The organism is Mumia zhuanghuii (genome assembly GCF_042681565.1).
Classification (GTDB): domain Bacteria; phylum Actinomycetota; class Actinomycetes; order Propionibacteriales; family Nocardioidaceae; genus Mumia.
In genome coordinates, this window is the sequence record NZ_JBHUFT010000001.1 from 587,477 (window position 1) to 603,889 (window position 16,413).

Annotated in this window: 15 protein-coding genes; 9 read left to right on the top strand and 6 right to left on the bottom strand. The window is 68.0% G+C overall.

Annotated elements, in window-relative coordinates; genetic code table 11:
- Positions 1–263 precede the first annotated feature (263 nt).
- The 3 genes from ACFSDF_RS02865 (at position 264) to ACFSDF_RS02875 (ending at position 5,144) form a co-directional block, all read left to right on the top strand.
- A complete protein-coding gene (locus ACFSDF_RS02865; RefSeq protein WP_167249267.1) occupies positions 264–1,835 on the top strand; it encodes a carboxylesterase/lipase family protein in 1,572 nt (523 codons plus the stop codon).
- A gap of 18 nt (positions 1,836–1,853) precedes the next feature.
- On the top strand, positions 1,854–3,815 hold the full coding sequence (locus ACFSDF_RS02870) for an MBL fold metallo-hydrolase (protein ID WP_377156064.1): 1,962 nt from the start codon (positions 1,854–1,856) through the stop codon (positions 3,813–3,815).
- 153 nt (positions 3,816–3,968) lie between these two features.
- Positions 3,969–5,144, top strand: coding sequence for an ROK family transcriptional regulator (locus tag ACFSDF_RS02875; RefSeq protein ID WP_377156066.1), 1,176 nt, complete (start codon positions 3,969–3,971; stop codon positions 5,142–5,144).
- 247 nt (positions 5,145–5,391) lie between these two features.
- Here the strand turns inward: ACFSDF_RS02875 and ACFSDF_RS02880 are convergent, their stop codons facing one another.
- Positions 5,392–5,613 carry a hypothetical protein gene (locus ACFSDF_RS02880; RefSeq protein WP_208322838.1) on the bottom strand — a complete coding sequence of 74 codons (222 nt, stop codon included), beginning with the start codon at positions 5,611–5,613 and terminating at the stop codon, positions 5,392–5,394.
- 7 nt (positions 5,614–5,620) lie between these two features.
- Here ACFSDF_RS02880 and ACFSDF_RS02885 point away from each other — a divergent pair, with 7 nt between their 5' ends.
- Together ACFSDF_RS02885 and ACFSDF_RS02890 are read left to right on the top strand one after the other, a co-directional pair.
- The gene (locus ACFSDF_RS02885) at positions 5,621–5,821 is read left to right on the top strand and encodes a hypothetical protein (RefSeq protein ID WP_167249261.1); all 201 of its coding nucleotides are present in this window, start codon (positions 5,621–5,623) and stop codon (positions 5,819–5,821) included.
- A gap of 224 nt (positions 5,822–6,045) precedes the next feature.
- Positions 6,046–6,303: a hypothetical protein gene (locus ACFSDF_RS02890; protein ID WP_377156068.1), complete on the top strand. Its 258-nt coding sequence runs from the start codon at positions 6,046–6,048 to the stop codon at positions 6,301–6,303.
- 26 nt (positions 6,304–6,329) lie between these two features.
- On the opposite strand, the gene ACFSDF_RS02895 is transcribed toward ACFSDF_RS02890, so the two are convergent.
- Together ACFSDF_RS02895 and ACFSDF_RS02900 are read right to left on the bottom strand one after the other, a co-directional pair.
- Positions 6,330–6,974, bottom strand: a complete 645-nt coding sequence (locus tag ACFSDF_RS02895; RefSeq protein ID WP_167249259.1) for a CoA transferase subunit B — start codon at positions 6,972–6,974, stop codon at positions 6,330–6,332.
- Position 6,975: 1 nt separating this feature from the next.
- Positions 6,976–7,689 (bottom strand): CoA transferase subunit A, encoded by a 714-nt coding sequence (locus ACFSDF_RS02900; protein WP_377156070.1) that lies wholly within the window; start codon positions 7,687–7,689, stop codon positions 6,976–6,978.
- A 163-nt stretch (positions 7,690–7,852) separates the two neighbouring features.
- Between ACFSDF_RS02900 and ACFSDF_RS02905 the strand changes: the two genes are divergently transcribed.
- Complete coding sequence (locus tag ACFSDF_RS02905; RefSeq protein ID WP_377156072.1) at positions 7,853–8,608, top strand: IclR family transcriptional regulator; 756 nt, start codon at positions 7,853–7,855, stop codon at positions 8,606–8,608.
- A 223-nt stretch (positions 8,609–8,831) separates the two neighbouring features.
- On the opposite strand, the gene ACFSDF_RS02910 is transcribed toward ACFSDF_RS02905, so the two are convergent.
- The 3 genes from ACFSDF_RS02910 to ACFSDF_RS02920 are packed head-to-tail and all read right to left on the bottom strand — an operon-like array spanning position 8,832 to position 11,636.
- A complete protein-coding gene (locus ACFSDF_RS02910; protein ID WP_167001298.1) occupies positions 8,832–9,647 on the bottom strand; it encodes a citryl-CoA lyase in 816 nt (271 codons plus the stop codon).
- Positions 9,644–10,876, bottom strand: coding sequence for a CaiB/BaiF CoA transferase family protein (locus ACFSDF_RS02915; protein ID WP_377156075.1), 1,233 nt, complete (start codon positions 10,874–10,876; stop codon positions 9,644–9,646). The genes ACFSDF_RS02910 and ACFSDF_RS02915 overlap by 4 nt, the downstream gene beginning before the upstream one ends.
- Positions 10,877–10,901: 25 nt before the next feature.
- Positions 10,902–11,636 (bottom strand): IclR family transcriptional regulator, encoded by a 735-nt coding sequence (locus tag ACFSDF_RS02920; protein WP_208322237.1) that lies wholly within the window; start codon positions 11,634–11,636, stop codon positions 10,902–10,904.
- A 236-nt stretch (positions 11,637–11,872) separates the two neighbouring features.
- On the opposite strand from ACFSDF_RS02920, the gene ACFSDF_RS02925 reads away from it, so the two are divergent.
- The 3 genes from ACFSDF_RS02925 to ACFSDF_RS02935 are packed head-to-tail and all read left to right on the top strand — an operon-like array spanning position 11,873 to position 16,364.
- The gene (locus ACFSDF_RS02925; protein WP_167001301.1) at positions 11,873–13,354 is read left to right on the top strand and encodes an aldehyde dehydrogenase family protein; all 1,482 of its coding nucleotides are present in this window, start codon (positions 11,873–11,875) and stop codon (positions 13,352–13,354) included.
- Positions 13,355–13,394: 40 nt separating this feature from the next.
- Complete coding sequence (locus tag ACFSDF_RS02930) at positions 13,395–15,185, top strand: thiamine pyrophosphate-binding protein (protein WP_377156077.1); 1,791 nt, start codon at positions 13,395–13,397, stop codon at positions 15,183–15,185.
- 33 nt (positions 15,186–15,218) lie between these two features.
- Entirely contained in the window at positions 15,219–16,364 is a 1,146-nt protein-coding gene (locus ACFSDF_RS02935; RefSeq protein WP_167001303.1) for an ABC transporter substrate-binding protein, read from the top strand.
- Positions 16,365–16,413: the final 49 nt, after the last annotated feature.

Consider the following 16,413-nt stretch of genomic DNA (forward strand, 5'->3'; position numbering starts at 1 on the left):
TGTAACTGCAAGTCTTCATAATCTGAACGCAGAGCCGATTTGACCTGTCATGTCAGGCGACCACGCGTGCGCAGGCAGTCGCTTGCCTTCGCAAATCGGAGGCAAAATATTCACAGTTCTGTCGGCCAGATCAGCGACCAGATTGTCGACAGTAGGTTCATACCCTGAAGGGAAGATGTCGGCTGACCGATTGACAGGGGGCTTCGCGCTGGGTCAGTGTGAGGCGCATCACGCTCACCATTTCGGCCTGTAGGGGGACCGTCATGAAGCCTTCTGTCCGCCATATCCTCGTCGCGTTGGGCACTGCGACGACTCTCGCGCTCGGCGCCGCCCAGCCGACGTTCTCGGCGGGTCGGTCTCACGGCGACGGGGCGTCGCGCCCGGTCATCGCGACCGAGGCCGGTGCGATCCGCGGCGTCTCCGCATCGAGCGCCGATCAGTTCCTCGGTGTCCCGTACGCGGCGCCTCCCGTGCGGGACCTGCGGTTCGCCGCTCCCGCGGAGCCTGCCTCGTGGAAGGGGGTCCGCGATGCCGACCGGCAGTCGCCGGCTTGCGTGCAGTTCGAGCCGACGGGAGTCCGTGAGGAACAGGCGACAAGTGAGGACTGCCTGTACCTCGATCTCTACCGGCCGAAGAACCCAGGGAAGCGCTCAAAGCTGCCGGTCATGGTCTGGTTCCACGGCGGAGGTCACACGCAGGGCACCGGCGTCATCTACGGCGGCAGCACGATGGCCTCGAAGACCGACACCATCGTGGTGTCTGTCAACTACCGGCTCGGCGCTCTGGGGTTCCTCGCCCATCCGTCGCTGAGCTCGGCAACGCCCGGAGGCTCGGGAAACTACGGCCGCATGGACCAGATCGCATCGCTCGAGTGGGTGCGCGACAACGTCGCGAAGTTCGGTGGAGATCCGCGCAACGTCACGATCTACGGTCAGTCCGCCGGGGGTCAGGCCGTCTGTGACCTGATGGCCATCCCGTCGGCGAAGGGCCTTTTCCATCGCGCGATCGCACAGAGCCAGGACTGCCTCGCGAACCGACCGACGCTCGCCTCCGCCGAGCAGACAGGACTGACCTACGCCACGGCAGTGGGTTGCCCGGACCCGGCGACCGCGGTCGCGTGCCTGCGGAAGGCGTTTCCCGGCAAGCTGGTCGCGAACCAGGGTGCTTACACCGGCTCCTCCAAGTCCGCGAGCGGTCTGATGCCCGTGACGTTCGCCGGTGCGGTCGCCGCCGGCACTTGGAACAAGGTGCCCCTGATGACAGGATCCACGAAGTCGGAGAACCGCCTGCTCTCGACAGCGCTGGCCGGCATCACGGCCGAGGGCTACGAGCAGCGGATCCGCGACACGTACGGAGATCGGGCGGACCAGGTCCTTGCGCGCTACCCGCTGAGCGAGTTCAAGACCCCGTACGACGCGATCACCCAGGTCCAGACGGACGCCGGTCGGGCGTGCACGATCGAGCGAGTCGCGGAGACGATGGACTCCGAGACCCCGACGTACCGATACGAGTTCGACGACCCGACCTCGCCGACTCTGTACGGATTCGCGATCCCGGGCGAGGACATGTCCAACGCTCACAGCGCGGAGCTCGCGTACCTGTTCGACTTCACCCTCGGCGAGCGGCCGTTGACGCGGACGCAGGAGCGGCTCTCCGACCAGATGATGCGCTCTTGGGGTGCTTTCGCCCGCACCGGCAATCCGAACGTCCGGGGCGCGCCCGCCTGGCCGACCTACGGCGAAGAGCGGCGCGTGATGAGCCTGCGTGCCGGTGGCGCGAGCAAGGCCGTCACCACCCTTCGCGCCGATCACCACTGCGACTTCTGGCTGTCCTGAGGCCCAAGGAGATCGAACATGACAGAGCACGACCATGACGTCTGCACGCACGAGGTGTCGTCGACCATCAACAGGCGCAACGTCCTGCGGGCCGCCGGAGTGTTCGCTCTCGCGGCAGGCGTCGCCGGCGGGACGTCGACCGCAGCCGCGAACACCGCACGTACGAATCCATCGAAGGGCGGCCATGCGTCGGCGATCTCCTGGTACCGCCTGGTCCCCGGGTTCGTCGAGGTCGTCCAAGACCCGTGGGGCCGCCCCCTGGGGACGGGGTTCGCGGGGCCGAACCCGTGGGGTGCCTACACGGCTTACCTGATCCACGTCAGCAAGCGGGGCCACCGCACCTGGCGGGTCGAGAACATGGCGCTCACGACGCCGCGACAGGACGGCAGCCAGTACGCCCAGGGCTCCACGATGTGGCTGTTCGAGGGCTCCGAACGCGCACTCCTCGTCGACACCGCCCAGAACACCCCGGAGACGATCGGTGTCAACGACCTCAAGGCGGTCTGCCACTGGCTGCTCTCGCACGAGGACGACGGCAAAACCGTGCGTCCGGATCCCGTCGACTTCGACGTGGCGATCACCCATCGCCACGGGGACCACACGGGCAAGGCGTTCCAGATGACCGACCGGACGCTCTACTACCCGGATCTCGACTGGACGCCTACGACGACGGCCGGGCCGACGTGGGTGCCGATCCGGCAGGGTGGCGGGTCGACCACGAACGGCTCGGGCCAGGCCGTCGGACACGTCGACCTCGGCGGTCGCCGGATCGACGCCGTCGCGATGTACGGCCACACGCCAGGCTCGACCGGGTACCTCGACGCCGCGAACCTCATGCTCGCCACCGGGGACGCGATCGGCTCGGCGTACGTCTGGGCACACTTCGCGTCGGCCACGACGACCCTGTATCACGACATGCTCAATGAGCTGCGTCGTGATCTGAGGCCGCTGAAGGGGCTCGCCCTTCTGCCTGCGCACTTCTACCAGATCAAGCAGTTCGGACGAGGCAGGCCGCCGATCAATGGGCGTCCTCTCGACCTCTCGTACCTCGATGACATGGCGAGGGCAGCTGGTGGAGCACTCGACGGCGGCATCCTGGGGGATCCTTACCACGAGATCGGGCGAGAGGCCGTCTGGATCAGCGGCGGCACGGCACGCATGGTCTACAGCCTCACCAACCTCTATCCGGGTGGCCCGGCCGGTGGCAACGGTGACCTGCGCGAGTTCCACGGCATCAACATCCCCAGCCGCTATCCGCAGGATCCGTTCCTCGACGACCCGTACGCCTTCCTGAACAACATCAAGACCGGGTTGGTGATGATCCGTGACTCGGCCGAGGAGTCATCCTTCCTGGTGCGTGGGACCAACAAGGCGGTCCTCATCACGTCAGGTCGCGCAGCGCCAGGGCTCGCGCGGTACGCGCAGCGCCTGGTGCGAAGTCGCCGGCTCGACGTCGTCCTCACCTCCGGTGACCCCGCAGGGATCGCGGGAATCCGGAATTTCGCCGGCCATGACGTCTGGGTGCCGAAGGGCGCCGAGGTCGGACGTCAGCATCGACACGTCAGGACCCTGCGACCAGGAGACTCGATCGATCTCGGACGCGACACGGATGGGCGGCGTGTCCGTCTCGCCGTGGATGCGCTTCCCGGTGTCAGGGACGACGCCGTCACCCTGCTCGACCCGGTGTCGCGCGTCCTCTTCGCCGGCGATGCCCTCGGAACACAAGGTGCTGCTGGCCTGACGCTGTCGGGCTCGCTCGAGGAGTTCGGGACAGCGCTGACAGAGTGGCGATCCGAGACGAGCGGTGCGTACGACACGCTCTACACGTCCCACAACCACCAGTGGCACACGCGACCGGCCTACGTCGATTCGATTCAGACCGCAGTCGCCAGCGAGCCGGTGACCTCGCCACGGCCGGGCTACGAGGCGTACCGGGCGGGGACCGGGGAAGCCCTCGCGTGGGTCTTCGTCCCGACCTGACCGGGGAGGCGGCCGCCCCCGACCAGGGCGGCCGCCGACCCAGCAGCCTTCACACCAGAGGTCCTGTGAAAGACCCGAGAAGATGCGACGTGCGCGCTATCGTGCGTGACGGCCGCGTGCAGCGGCGCGTGCCCGCACGGAGAGGAGAGGGACGTGACAACACGGGACGATGCCGGCCCCGGCTCCCTCACCGGCCTGCGCAGGGCGAACCGCGAGCGACTGCTCGACCTGCTCAGGGACGGCACGCCGAGGAGCCAGGCCGACCTCGCACGGACGACCGGACTCTCCCCGGGCCTGGTGTCCGGTCTCGTGCAGGAGCTCACCTCGGCCGGCGACCTCGTCGTCACCTCAGGTATGGCCAACGGACGACGCAGCAACCTCGTGGCCCAGGCGCCCGACCGCCAGGAGTACGGCATCGGCGTCGACCTCGGTAGGACGCACGTCCGAGTCCTCATCGGCTCGTCGCTCGACCGTGTCGTCGACGAGAACGTTGTCACCTTGAAGGATCGGCACGGCGTCGCGGAGACCATCGAGCTCATTGCACGACTCGTGGACGAGGGATGTGAACGGACCGGGCTGGACCGAGGACGGATCACCGGACTCGCGATGGGTGTCCCTGGACCCGTCGACGTCCGGACCGGCGCCGTGACCGGAGGCTCCATCCTGCCTGGCTGGGGACATGTACCGCTTCGGGACATCGTGTCGGAAGGTCTCGGCTGTCCCGCGGTCATCGAGAACGACGCGAACCTTGGCGCGGTCGCGCTGCAGCGGGTGTATGACACGAGTGACGGACTGGCTTTCATCAAGATCGGTACCGGGGTGGGCGCTGGGATCGTGCTCGATGGGCGGTTGTGGCGAGGGGGCGCCGGCACGACGGGGGAGATCGGGCACCTGACGGTCGATCCGCGCCTCGCGCTGGTCTGCCGGTGCGGCCGACGCGGCTGCCTCGAGACGATTGGCTCGACGGAGGCAGTTCGCCATGCGATCGCCGCAGCCACGGATCGAGCGGTGACGGTGGACGAGGCGATCAAGCTGATCGAGGCGAGGGATCCCGTCGCGCTCGCCGCGCTGCGGGATGCTGCGGACGCTCTCGGCCGAGGTCTCGGGCTCCTTGCGATGACTGTCAACCCTCGCCGCATCGTCATCGGGGGACCGCTTGCTCGCGCGGGCGACGCGCTGCTTGCCCCTGTTCAGCGTGCGTTCGAGAGCGCCGTCATGCCGCGGATCGCCTCGTTCAGCGAGATCTCGATCTGCCCCCTCGGCGAGCGGGCGGAGGCCCTTGGCGCGCTAGTCCGGGCGATGGAGATCGACCGTGCGGCGAGCGTGTAGACGCCGCCGGACTCATTCCTCACGACGCGCGGGATGGTCGCACGCACGCGTCGGCCAGCTTCTGCCTGTCTCAGTCCTTGCCCATCTGCTCCTCGGCGGACAGATGCTCGACGGTCAGTCCGGTCTCGGTGAACGTCCGTGTGACGTGACCGGACGTGTATACCCACAAGATCCGCAGCGGGAACATCCCCGACGTTGCAGAAAAAGTGAGGGATAGGAGCGGGCACATACGTCGTGTCGTACTGCTTCAGGCGCGTCGCCTCACCATCGACCACACCTCGGCCTCTCCGTCGAGGATCGTCACGTGCTCGTCGCAGTTGTGCGAGTGCATCGGAGCACCGGACCCGATGGGATAGACGCTCATGGCGGTGGTGATGTGGTTCTCGCCTCCGGCGACTGCCGTGGTCACCAGTGGGGTGGCCACCACGGCACCGCCGCGGTCCATCACCGGCACATCTGCGGCCTTCACGATCACGATGTTCTCCAGCTCGGCGTCGTCTGACGGCGCCGAGGGAAGCGAGATCTACGACTCCAACATGGGCGGGAGCCCGACAAGGGTGGTGCTGCCGGCAAAGCGCATCTCGTTCTGGATCGGGTACGGGCTGACCTCGGCCAAGTCGCTGACCGTTGAGGTCACGCCGACCTCTGATCACGAGAGCGCCGTCTTTACGGGGTGAACACCGTCAACGGATCCCTTCTGCGCCACAGCTGGGTGTCACCGCAGCTGAGCGGGGCGCCGGAATATTGACTGTGGTGCCCGGTCGCGGTGGTGAACCTTGCGTCGTGTGTGAATCGCGCATGTTGCTGCGGCGGCGCGTGTGATCACGTCGCGGAGGGTATCGACGGGGTCGCGTTTGGGCGTTGGTGGTCGTTCGAATGTCGGCGAGGGCGCGCATGGCGGTTGGTCTTTCCTGATCCGGCTGGCCCGACACTGGTCCGGCTGTCGTGGCGGTCGGATGCGACGTTCGTCCGCGTCTGGTTCGCGCTTGGTCTCGGAATCCTCGTGATCGGCCACATCGTGTACGCGCTCAAGGACCCCGAAGCCCGTCGGGGGATGCGCGCGGGACGGGTCTCGAGCCGCTGGGCGCGGGCCGAGCACGCCGCCTGGGTCGATGAGATCGGCGACACCGACCCAGGCGGTTCAGAGGCTCGTCGCTAGGACCCGCTCGTCTGGCACCCCTTGGCTCACGCGACGGCGCTGGCCTGCCGCAGCGGCGCGGCGGTCTTCGACGTCAGCTCCTCGAACGTGACGCCGGGCGCGAGCTGAAGGACCTCGAGCCCGTCCTCGGTCACGTCCATGACCGCGAGGTCGGTGACGATCCGGTCGACCACACCGACGCCAGTGAGCGGGAGCTCGCAGGTCTCGACGATCTTCGGGGCGCCGTCGCGGGCGACGTGCTCGGTGAGGACGACGATGCGCCGCGTCCCTGCGACGAGGTCCATCGCCCCGCCCATCCCCTTGACGAGCTTGCCCGGGATGGTCCAGTTCGCGAGGTCGCCGTTGGCCGCGACCTGCAGCGCTCCGAGGATGGCGATATCGACGTGGCCACCGCGGATCATCGCGAACGAGGTCGCCGAGTCGAAGATGCTCGCACCGTCGATGGTCGTGACGGTCTGCTTGCCGGCATTGATGAGGTCGGCGTCCTCCTCACCCTCGTACGGGAACGGGCCCATACCGAGGATGCCGTTCTCGCTCTGGAGCACCACCGAGACCCCGTCAGGGAGATGGTTGGCGACCAGCGTCGGGATGCCGATGCCGAGGTTGACGTAGTCGCCGTCGTGCAGCTCCTGGGCGGCCAGCGCGGCCATCTCGTCTCGCGTCCACGCCATGTCAGGCCTCCTGCTTCGCGGGGTTCGGTCGGGTCGTCCGCTGCTCGATGGGCTTCACGCGCGGGCGTGCCTCCACCAGGCGGTTGACGTAGATGCCGGGGGTCGCGACCTCGTCGGGGTCGAGGTAGCCGTCGAGGACATGCTCGGCCTCGGCGACCGTGACCTTGCCGCAGGTCGCGACGACGGGGTTGAAGTTGCGCGACGTGAGCCGGTAGCGGAGGTTGCCCGCCTGGTCGGCGGTGTGCGCGTGCACCAGGGCGAGATCGGCGACGATGCCCCGCTCCTGCACGTACGTCTCACCGTCGAACTCGGCCGTCGGCTTGCCCTCGGCGACCTGAGTCCCGACGCCCGTACGGGTGTAGAAGGCGGCGATGCCGGCGCCTCCTGCGCGCATGCGCTCGGCCAGCGTCCCTTGGGGCGCGAACTCGACGTCCAGCACCCCGTCGAGGAACTGCTTGGCGAAGAGCTTGTTCTCGCCGACGTACGACGCGATCACCTTCGCGACCTGGTTGTTCTCCAGCAAGATCCCGAGACCGGCGCCGTCGACGCCCATGTTGTTGGAGACGATCGTCAGCCCGGTCACCCCCGAGTCGCGTACGACCTCGATGAGGTCGAACGGGTTGCCGCTCAACCCGAAGCCACCGACGGCGATCGTGATGCCGTCCTTGAGCACTCCGTCGAGCGATTCGGTCGCGTCTTCTCTGAGCTTGCGCATAGGTCCGCGGAACTCCTGTGTTCACTGGTCGGTCGCACTGAGTGAACGTCGTCACACCGTACGGCGTCAACCACCCGGCAGATGTCGCGGAGAATCTTCCCGCTGCGCGGACGCTGAGCAGACACCTGCGTCCACTCAATGAACGCGCAGATAGGCTCGGCAGATGCCGGAGTCGACGCAGATGGTCGGTCGTGTCAGTGCGCTGCTGCGCGCGCTCGCCGCCACCGAGAGCGACGGCCTGACGACGACCGAGGTCGCAAGGGCGACCGGGCTCCCACGCCCCACCGTCCACCGGCTGCTCGAGTCCCTCGCCGAGGAGGGCATGGTCGATCGCGACGGGCGGACAGGTCGCTGGTTCCTCGGCCCTGAGCTGTACGTCCTCGGGGCGCGCGCGGCCTCGCGCTTCGCGGTGACCGAGGACGCGGCGAGCGCGGTGCGCCGGCTCGCCGAGGCGACCGGCGAGAGCGCGTTCTTCTCCGTCCGACGCGGCGACGAGACCGTGGTGCTCCTGAGGCAGGACGGTTCGTTCCCGATCCGCTCGTTCGTCCTGTACGAGGGAGCACGGTTCCCGCTCGGTGTGGTCTCGGCCGGCATCGTCCTCCTCGCCTACCTGAGCGAGCACGAGATCGCCGACTACCTCGCGAGGGCCGACCTCACCCAGGCGTGGGGCGAGAGCCACAGCGAAGCGGCGATCCGTGAACGGATCCGGCTCACGCGCGAGCGCGGATGGTCGCTGAACCCAGGACTCGTCGTCGAGGGAAGCTGGGGCATGGCCGCCGCCGTCTTCGACGGTGACGGGTCACCGCGCTGGGCGCTCACCCTCACCGGCGTACAGGGCCGGTTCGTCCCCGACCGTCAGGCCGAGCTGGGGCACCTGCTGCTCGCTGAGGCCCACCACCTCTCACGCGCGCTCAGCTGAGGAGCTGCGCTGTCAGGTGACGGCGTTGGATCTTGCCCGAAGGCGTCTTGCCACCGACGGTGCCGGCCTCATCGCTCAGCGCGGAGGACTCCTTGCCGTGCGGCGACACGGTGTGATCTACTTCACGAACGTACCAGTTAGTACATGTCCTGAGCCGCGAAAGGACCGGGTCATGAATCCCCCTCCGCGTGTCCTCATGAGCTCCAGTGTGACGCCGTGGCGTCTACTCGGCCGCCCGAAACGTCGGCAGGATCGACGGCGGGATCGGCCCCTTGTTGCGCCGTCCGCTCTGTCGTTCCTCCCAGGCGTGGGCGAGGATGCCCACGCTGCGGCTCAGGACGAAGAAGCCGCGGGCCAGCTCGGGCGGGAAGCCCAGCTCGGCATAGATCACCGCAGTCGCTCCGTCGATGTTCATCGGGATGGGCCGCTCTCGGCCGCTCGCCAGAAGCGTCTCGACGGCGAGGGCTGCTTCGAGGTACTTGCCGGAGACGGCGCCGGCGCCGGCGGCGTCCTCGACCATGCCGAGCAGCGGATCACGGCGAGGGTCGCGAGGATGGAAACGGTGACCGAAGCCGGGGATATATCGGGACCGTTCGCGCCATCGGGCGACCACATCCTCGGTCGCCGCCTCGATCGTCAGCCCTTCGTTGACGGCCGTGACGATCTCCTCGAACATCTCGACGCATTGTTGTCCTGCTCCACCGTGGTGGTCGCCGAGGGTGTTCACCGCCGAGGCCATGGCGTTGTTGATGCCGACGCCGCACGAGGCAGCGATCCGCGCGACTGCGATCGACGGCGCCTGGGGGCCGTGGTCCATGGACGCGACCATGGCGGCCTGGAGGAGCGCGGCCTGGGCCGGGGAGGGGCGGTCGCCCCGCACCAGGAACCATGCAGAGGTGACGAGGTCGTCGGCCCCGATCATGTGCTGGACGGGGGTGCCGCGGTGCTCGACCTCGCCGGGGGCGATGCGGGTGATCGCGGTCTCCCACCAGTCCGCCACGGCCTGGACGGTGGGCTCGGGATAGCGGTCGACCGTCACGATCCCGCTCCGGCGCGGATGGAGTCGTGTTCGCGTCCGGACCGGCGAAGCTCGTCGAGCTCGCCGTTGTGCTCTCCGAGCAAGGGCGGCGGACCCTGGGGGCGCAGCGGGCGGCCGTCGAGATGAATGCCGTTGCTGCTGGTCCTCACGACTCGGTCCGGGCGGCCGGGGAACGGCACATCGTGGAAGAACTCCCGGTACGCCAGTTGCTCCGACTCCACCGCCTGGGCGACGGTGAGGATGGGGGCTGCGGGAACTCCGGCGGCGGACAGCTTGCTCGCCCACTCGCCAGCCGACCGGTCGGCGAGCGCGGCGTCGATCTCGTCGTTCAGCTTCTCGCGATGGATCTTGCGGAGGTCTCGGGTGGCGAAGCGTGGGTCGTCGAGGAGGTCGACGCGGCCGATAACCGTGCAGAGCGTGACGAACTGGGCCTGACGGTTCGCAGCGATATTGAGGGGGCCGTCGTCAGCGTGGAAGGTCCCGGAGGGTGCGGCGGTCGCGTTCTGATCGCCCATGGGGACGGTCTCGATCCCGCTGATCAGGTAGTTGGAGACCGCCCATCCCATCGCGGACACCGACGCCTCGAGCATCGACAGGTCGAGATGGGCTCCACGACCCGTGCGTGCGCGCCCCGCGAGCGCACTGCTGATCGCGAAGGCCGCCATGAGTCCGCCGACGCTGTCGGAAACCGGAAAGCCGATCCGCAGGGGCGCGGTGTCGGCACTCCCGGTGATGCTCATCATTCCGGAGAGCCCTTGCACGATTTGGTCGTACGCCGGCGCCTGGCTGTCCGGTCCGGTCTGGCCAAACCCGCTGATCGCGCAGTAGACCAGTGCCGGGTTCAGCGCCTCGAGCGTGTCCCAGTCATAGCCCAGGCGGGTGAGCACGCCGGCCCGGTAGTTCTCGAGAAGTACGTCTGCGCCACGTACGAGGTCCTCGAATGCCGCCTTGCCCTCGGCATCCTTGAGGTCGAGCTCGACCGACTTCTTGCCGGCATTCTGCGCGAGGAAGGAGGCACCCAGGCCGACGTCGTTGAGTGCCGGGTCGGGACCGAGGTGGCGGGCCAGGTCGCCGGAGCCGGGCTTCTCCACCTTGACGACCTCAGCACCCATGAGGCTCAGTTGAAAGCTGCAGTAGGGACCCGCCAGCACGTTCGTGAGATCGAGTACGCGGATGCCGCTCAACGGTAGGTCTTCCACTCGTGCCTCTTCCTGTGGCCGCTCGGCCACGTGTCTTGTTGGGTCGGGTCTGTCGCTACGCCTCGAAGGGGTGCGTGAACCCTCGGGCGGTCATCTGTGCCGAGGCGGAGATGAGCTCGTCGACGAAGACAGCCACACGTTCGTCGGTGAACCGCGCGGTCGGACCGCTGAGGGACAACGCCGCACCGACGCGGCCGGACGGCGCGATGACCGGTACGGCGACGGCCGACACCCCGATCTCACGCTCGCCGTGGCTCACGGCGAATCCGTCCTCGCGGGCTCGCCCCACTGCCTCGCGGAGGTCCGGAAGGCGCTCGGCCCCTTGGGGGGACATGGCGGCCACCCGCTCGAGGGTGGATGTTGGTGCGTCGGAGAGCAGCACCTTCGAGGAGGCGCCTGCCCAGAGCGGCAGCTGGTCGCCCACCTGGACGACGTGGCGAAGCGTCTGAGTGCCCTGCTGCTGCGCGATGCACACACGCTGCAGGTCCCGAGTGACATAGAGGTTGATGGTCTCGCGCGTCTTCTGGCCGGTCTCGCGCATCAGGTGACGGATCTCCGCGGGGAGCTCCCAGCTCCGACGGGCGAGGTAGGCCCAGCGCCACAGCCCGGGTCCGGCCGTGACGCCGGCGCTCGTGGTCCACACGAGTCCGTTCTTTCCCAGCGTGGCGAGCATGCGGACGACTGTGGTCTTGGCGAGACCGGTCTCCTTGACGATCTCCCCGACCGTGACCACGGGACGGTCCTCGCTGAGCAGTGCCAAGATCTCGACTGCACGCTGAACGCTTCGCACCCCTCCGTGGTCGCCAGAACTCTTACCGCTTGCCGCCTCAGGCATCGTCATTCGTCCTCTCGTGTCGGGAGACGTGGGCTTGTGCCGCTGATTTTTCGCTCACAGTCTCATCCGACGGGGTCGATCGAATCCAATTGTGGTCGATCGCTTGCCAGTGGCCTGCCTCACGGCTTACGTTACCCCAAGACCGCACAGCGGTCCAGAAGGTCCGACTAGTGGTCCATGAAGGGGATGGCGTGCTCGATCAGATTCTCAGCGCCGCGGCAGAGGGACGTGTCATGGATGCGCCGTCGTACGTGGGCGGAGCCTGGACGAAGGACGGGGAGGCATGTGAACGATCCGGGCCGTGGTTGCGGGAGACGGTGACGGTCGCGTGGAAGCCGACGCCGGAGATCGTCGAGCGGGCGCTGGCGAATGGCCCAGCCGGTGCGCGCGCGGCGGCTCGTTACTCACCGGCGCACCGGGCCCGTGTCTTGCACCGTGCGAGCGAGCTCGCACGAGTGCACCGCGACGCGATCGCCACGGTGATAGCCCGTGAGCTCGGCAAGCCTGTCTCCGACGGCGGACGCGAGCTGGACCGGGTCGCCGACACGCTAGCCGTGTGCGCGGACGAGACGCGACGCATAGGAGGAGAGGTCCTTCCTGTCGCTGGTTACGACAACGGAGTCGGCAATACGGCGATGACCTTCCGTGCGCCCCTGGGTGTCGCGCTGGCGATCACCCCGTTCAACGCGCCGGCCAACCTCCTCGCGCACAAGCTCGGTGCCTCGTACGCCGCGGGCAACACGACCATCGTGAAGTCCCCGCCGCAGGCGCCGGCGACCACGGCCTGCGTTGTCGCGCTGCTCCTCGAGGCAGGCATGCCGCCCGAGGCCGTGCAGCTCCTCCATGGCGACGGCATGCTCGGCGCGACCCTGTGCGCCGCGCCGGAGGTCGCCGTCATCAGCTTCACAGGCAGTGTCGCGACCGGCAACGCCGTCGCCCGCGCTGCCGGGGCGAAGCCGCTCGTCCTCGAGCTCGGCGGTAACGCGGCCACCATCGTCTGTGACGACGCGGACGTCGATCGGGCGGCACGGATCTGCGCCCGTACGGGATTCTCCAACTCCGGCCAGAGCTGCATCTCGGTCCAGCGGATCTACGTTCACTCGTCGGTCCTCGACGCGTTCCTCCACGGGCTGCGGAAAGAGGTCGCGCAGCTGGTCGTGGGCGATCCGGCCGATCCGCGCACCGACGTGGGGTCGATGGTCGACGACGCAGCCGCTGCGCGGGTTGAGCGCTGGGTCGCTGACGCAGTCGACGGGGGTGCCGAGCTGGTGTGCGGTGGCACTCGCGACGGTGCCACCCTCGCGCCGACCGTCGTCGCCAGGCCGGCCGCCGACGCGACTCTCGTCACCAGCGAGGCCTTCGGAGCGGTCATCGCCGTCATGGCGTTCGACGACCTCGAGGAGGTCATCGACCAGTGCAACGACAGCCGGTACGGCCTCCAGGCGGGGCTCTTCACCGAGCGGATGGACCGCATCCTCCTCACGTGGCGCGAGCTGCAGGTCGGTGGCCTGATCGTCAACGGTTCCTCGAACTTCCGCCTCGACCACATTCCCTTCGGCGGCGTCAAGGACTCCGGCTTCGGACGCGAGTCTCCCGCTCACATGATCGACGACTACACGTCGGTCAAGACCCTCATCATCCGCGACCACACGATCTGGGGAGAAGAGCGATGACCATCTCGATCCCCACACGCGACCCCTCCGAAAGGCATCGATGACCACCACGACGACATCAGCCGGCACCGCCCAGGACGACGCGGGTGGGCCGGTCGTGACAGCGTCGGACGTCCTTGTCCGACAGCTCGAGGGCTACGGCGTCGAGTACATCTTCGGCACGTGCGGTCACAGCAACATCGCCCTGCTCGACGCGATCGGCCGCAGCTCGATCACGTTCGTGATCGCCCGTCACGAGCAGGCCGCCGCCCACGCCGCCGACGGCTACGCCCGCATCAGTGGCAAGCCCGGCGTGGTGCTCATGCACGTGGGCCCGGGGATGATGAACGGCGTCACCGGCGTCGCCACGGCCGCGTTCGACTCCGTCCCGCTGATCGCGATCAGCGGCGACGTGCCGTCGTACTACCTCGGTCGTCACCCGCACCAGGAGGTCAACCTGCACCAGGACGGCGACCAGGGGGCGATCTACCGGCCGTTCACCAAGCGGGTCTGGAATGTCACGCGGGTCGAGGACCTCCCTAGGTTCACTGAGCGGGCGTTCTGGACTGCCACCTCAGGACGGCCCGGTGCCGTCCTCCTGAACGTGCCGATGGACATGTTCTCCCGGCCCCTCGCCCTCGAGACGGCCGACGCGTACCCGGTCGTGGCGGTGTCGACGACGCCCGGAGTCGGCGAGGCGGAGGCGAAGCGGGTCGCGGACCTTCTCGTCTCGGCGGAGCGGCCGCTCGTCTACGTCGGCGGAGGGCTACGGACCGAGCGTGGGCGAGAGGCACTGATCGCCCTTGCTGAACACCTCGACATCCCGATCGCACACTCGTTGATGGCCAAGGGGACGGTGCCGGACAGGCACCCGCTCCTTATGGGTATGACGGGCTTCTGGGGGTTGGAGCTCACCAACGACTACACCCGTGAGGCCGACGTGGTGCTGGCCTTCGGGACCCGGTTCGCCGAGACCGACTCGAGCTCGTGGGACGACCGCTACACGTGGGGGCTCCCGCCCGGAAAGCTCGTCCAGGTCGATCTCGATCCTGCCGAGATCGGGCGCAACTACCCGGTCGAGGTCGGTATCGTGGCCGACGCGTCCCAGACCGTCGAGGCCGTTCTGGCGCAGTTGAGGCAGTCCTGTCCCGAGCGGCGTCCCCGTGCAGGGCTGCGCGAGGCGATCGAGTCGACACGGACCCGGCTGTTCGAGGACAGCCGCGACCGTGGTGCCTCCGACGCGTTCCCGCTCCGCCCCGAGCGGATCCTTCGCGACCTGCGTGACGGTCTGCCGGACGACGCCATCCTCGTCACCGACGTGGGGTGGAACAAGAATGGTGTCGCCCAGTGCTACGACCTGCCGCCACGGGGCCGCTTCATCACCCCCGGAGGACTCTCGACGATGGGATTCGGTCCGGCGGCCGCCGTGGGCGTCCAGGTTGCCGCACCCGACAAGGTCGTCGTCGCCCTGATCGGCGACGGGGGGATGAGCGCGCAGCTCCCGGCACTCCCGATGGCAGTGGAGCAGGGGCTACCGGTGGTCTTCGTCGTGATGAACAACCGTGCGCACGGCACGATCGCCGACCTGCAGGCGTCGAACTTCGGCGCATCGTTCGGTTGTGAGTTTCAAGACCCGGACGGCAACCCCTACAGCCCAGACTTCTCGGTGATCGCGCAGGCGTGCGGCGCCGACGGCTACCGCCCGGAGTCGGCGGGTGCCTTCTCCGAGGCGCTTGCTCAGGCGGTCACGAACCGCAGGCCCGCCGTCATCGATATCGCGATGGTCAACGAGCCGGTGCCGACGCCGGGCCACTGGAACATCAAGGACGTCTACCACGGCCGTTTCGCCTGATCCGGCTGCCTACACGAAGAAGTGAGGACACCCATGACCCCAACCCGAATGCTGATGGTGGCCGCCGCGGCCGGCATCCTGCTGACCACGACGGCTGCCTGCGGCACCCCAGGCGAGGACGACTCGAACGCCTCGACGACCGGCGACATCAAGATTGCCCTCGCCGATGCGCAGAGCGGCCAGCTCAGCGCGCTCGGCGCCTGGGAGCTGAAAGGGGTGGAGCTCGCCGTCGACGAGTGGAACAAGAACGGCGGAATCGACGGGCGCAAGCTCAAGCTGACCGTGTACGACTCCCAGGGCGACCCGACCACCGGTACGTCGATCGCGCGCAAGATCACGAGCGGTGACTACGTCGTCATGTTCGGCACGGCGGAGAGCGCCGTGACGCAGGCGATGAACCCGATCCTGCGCCAGGCGGAGATCCCGAGCATCACCTCGGGCCAGTCTCCGGCCATCTCGGAGCTGGGGAGCCCATTCCAGTTCCTCAACGGCCCGACCAGCGTGACGTACGACGAGACACTGGTTCGGTACCTCGTCGAGGACAAGGGATACAAATCCTTCGCCATGGTCACCAACAACGGCGGCTACGGCACCGGCGAGCACGACGCCTTCAAGGCTGCGCTCGCGTCGCGGGACATCGAGCCGACCCACGACAAGGTGGTCACCGCGGAGCAGAAGGACTTCAGCTCGATCCTCACCGACATCCGGTCGAAGAAGCCCGACGTCCTCTTCATCGGTGCCGAAGAGGTTCAGGCCGGCCTGGTCGCGAAGCAGGCCCGCGAGCTCGGTATCGAGGCGGTGTTCGCGGGCGCGGCGCCGCTCGCGACGAACGTGTACGTCGAGACGGCTGGCAAGGACAACGCCGAGGGCACGATCGTCAGCACCCCGTACCTGAGCAACGACGAGAACGACGCGTCGAAGAAGTTTGCTGCGGCGTACGAGGAGGAGTACGGCGAGGCAGCCGAGATGCACGGAGCCAAGGCGTACGACGGTGCGAACATCTTCTTCACGGCGCTCGAGGCGACCGGGGGGAAGGGCGGCAAGGAGCTCGCTGACGAGATCCGCTCGATCTCGTACGACGGCCTGCTCGGCACCTTCGAGTTCGACGAGTCGGGCGTGGGGATCCACGAGACGAAGGTCGGCACCATCCACGGAGGAACGCTGACGGCAGTGCAGTGACAAGAGCCCGGCGCTGCGGGGCGGTCTCACGACCGACCCGCAGCACGGC

Bases quoted from the DNA above. Each gene is read 5' to 3' on its own strand.
- ACFSDF_RS02895 (WP_167249259.1), bottom strand. From the start codon at position 6,974: ATGGCGTGGACGCGAGACGAGATGGCCGCGCTGGCCGCCCAGGAGCTG.
- ACFSDF_RS02935 (WP_167001303.1), top strand. From the start codon at position 15,219: ATGACCCCAACCCGAATGCTGATGGTGGCCGCCGCGGCCGGCATCCTG.
- ACFSDF_RS02905 (WP_377156072.1), top strand. From the start codon at position 7,853: ATGCCGGAGTCGACGCAGATGGTCGGTCGTGTCAGTGCGCTGCTGCGC.
- ACFSDF_RS02930 (WP_377156077.1), top strand. From the start codon at position 13,395: ATGACCACCACGACGACATCAGCCGGCACCGCCCAGGACGACGCGGGT.
- ACFSDF_RS02885 (WP_167249261.1), top strand. From the start codon at position 5,621: ATGTTCTCCAGCTCGGCGTCGTCTGACGGCGCCGAGGGAAGCGAGATC.
- ACFSDF_RS02900 (WP_377156070.1), bottom strand. From the start codon at position 7,689: ATGCGCAAGCTCAGAGAAGACGCGACCGAATCGCTCGACGGAGTGCTC.
- ACFSDF_RS02865 (WP_167249267.1), top strand. From the start codon at position 264: ATGAAGCCTTCTGTCCGCCATATCCTCGTCGCGTTGGGCACTGCGACG.
- ACFSDF_RS02870 (WP_377156064.1), top strand. From the start codon at position 1,854: ATGACAGAGCACGACCATGACGTCTGCACGCACGAGGTGTCGTCGACC.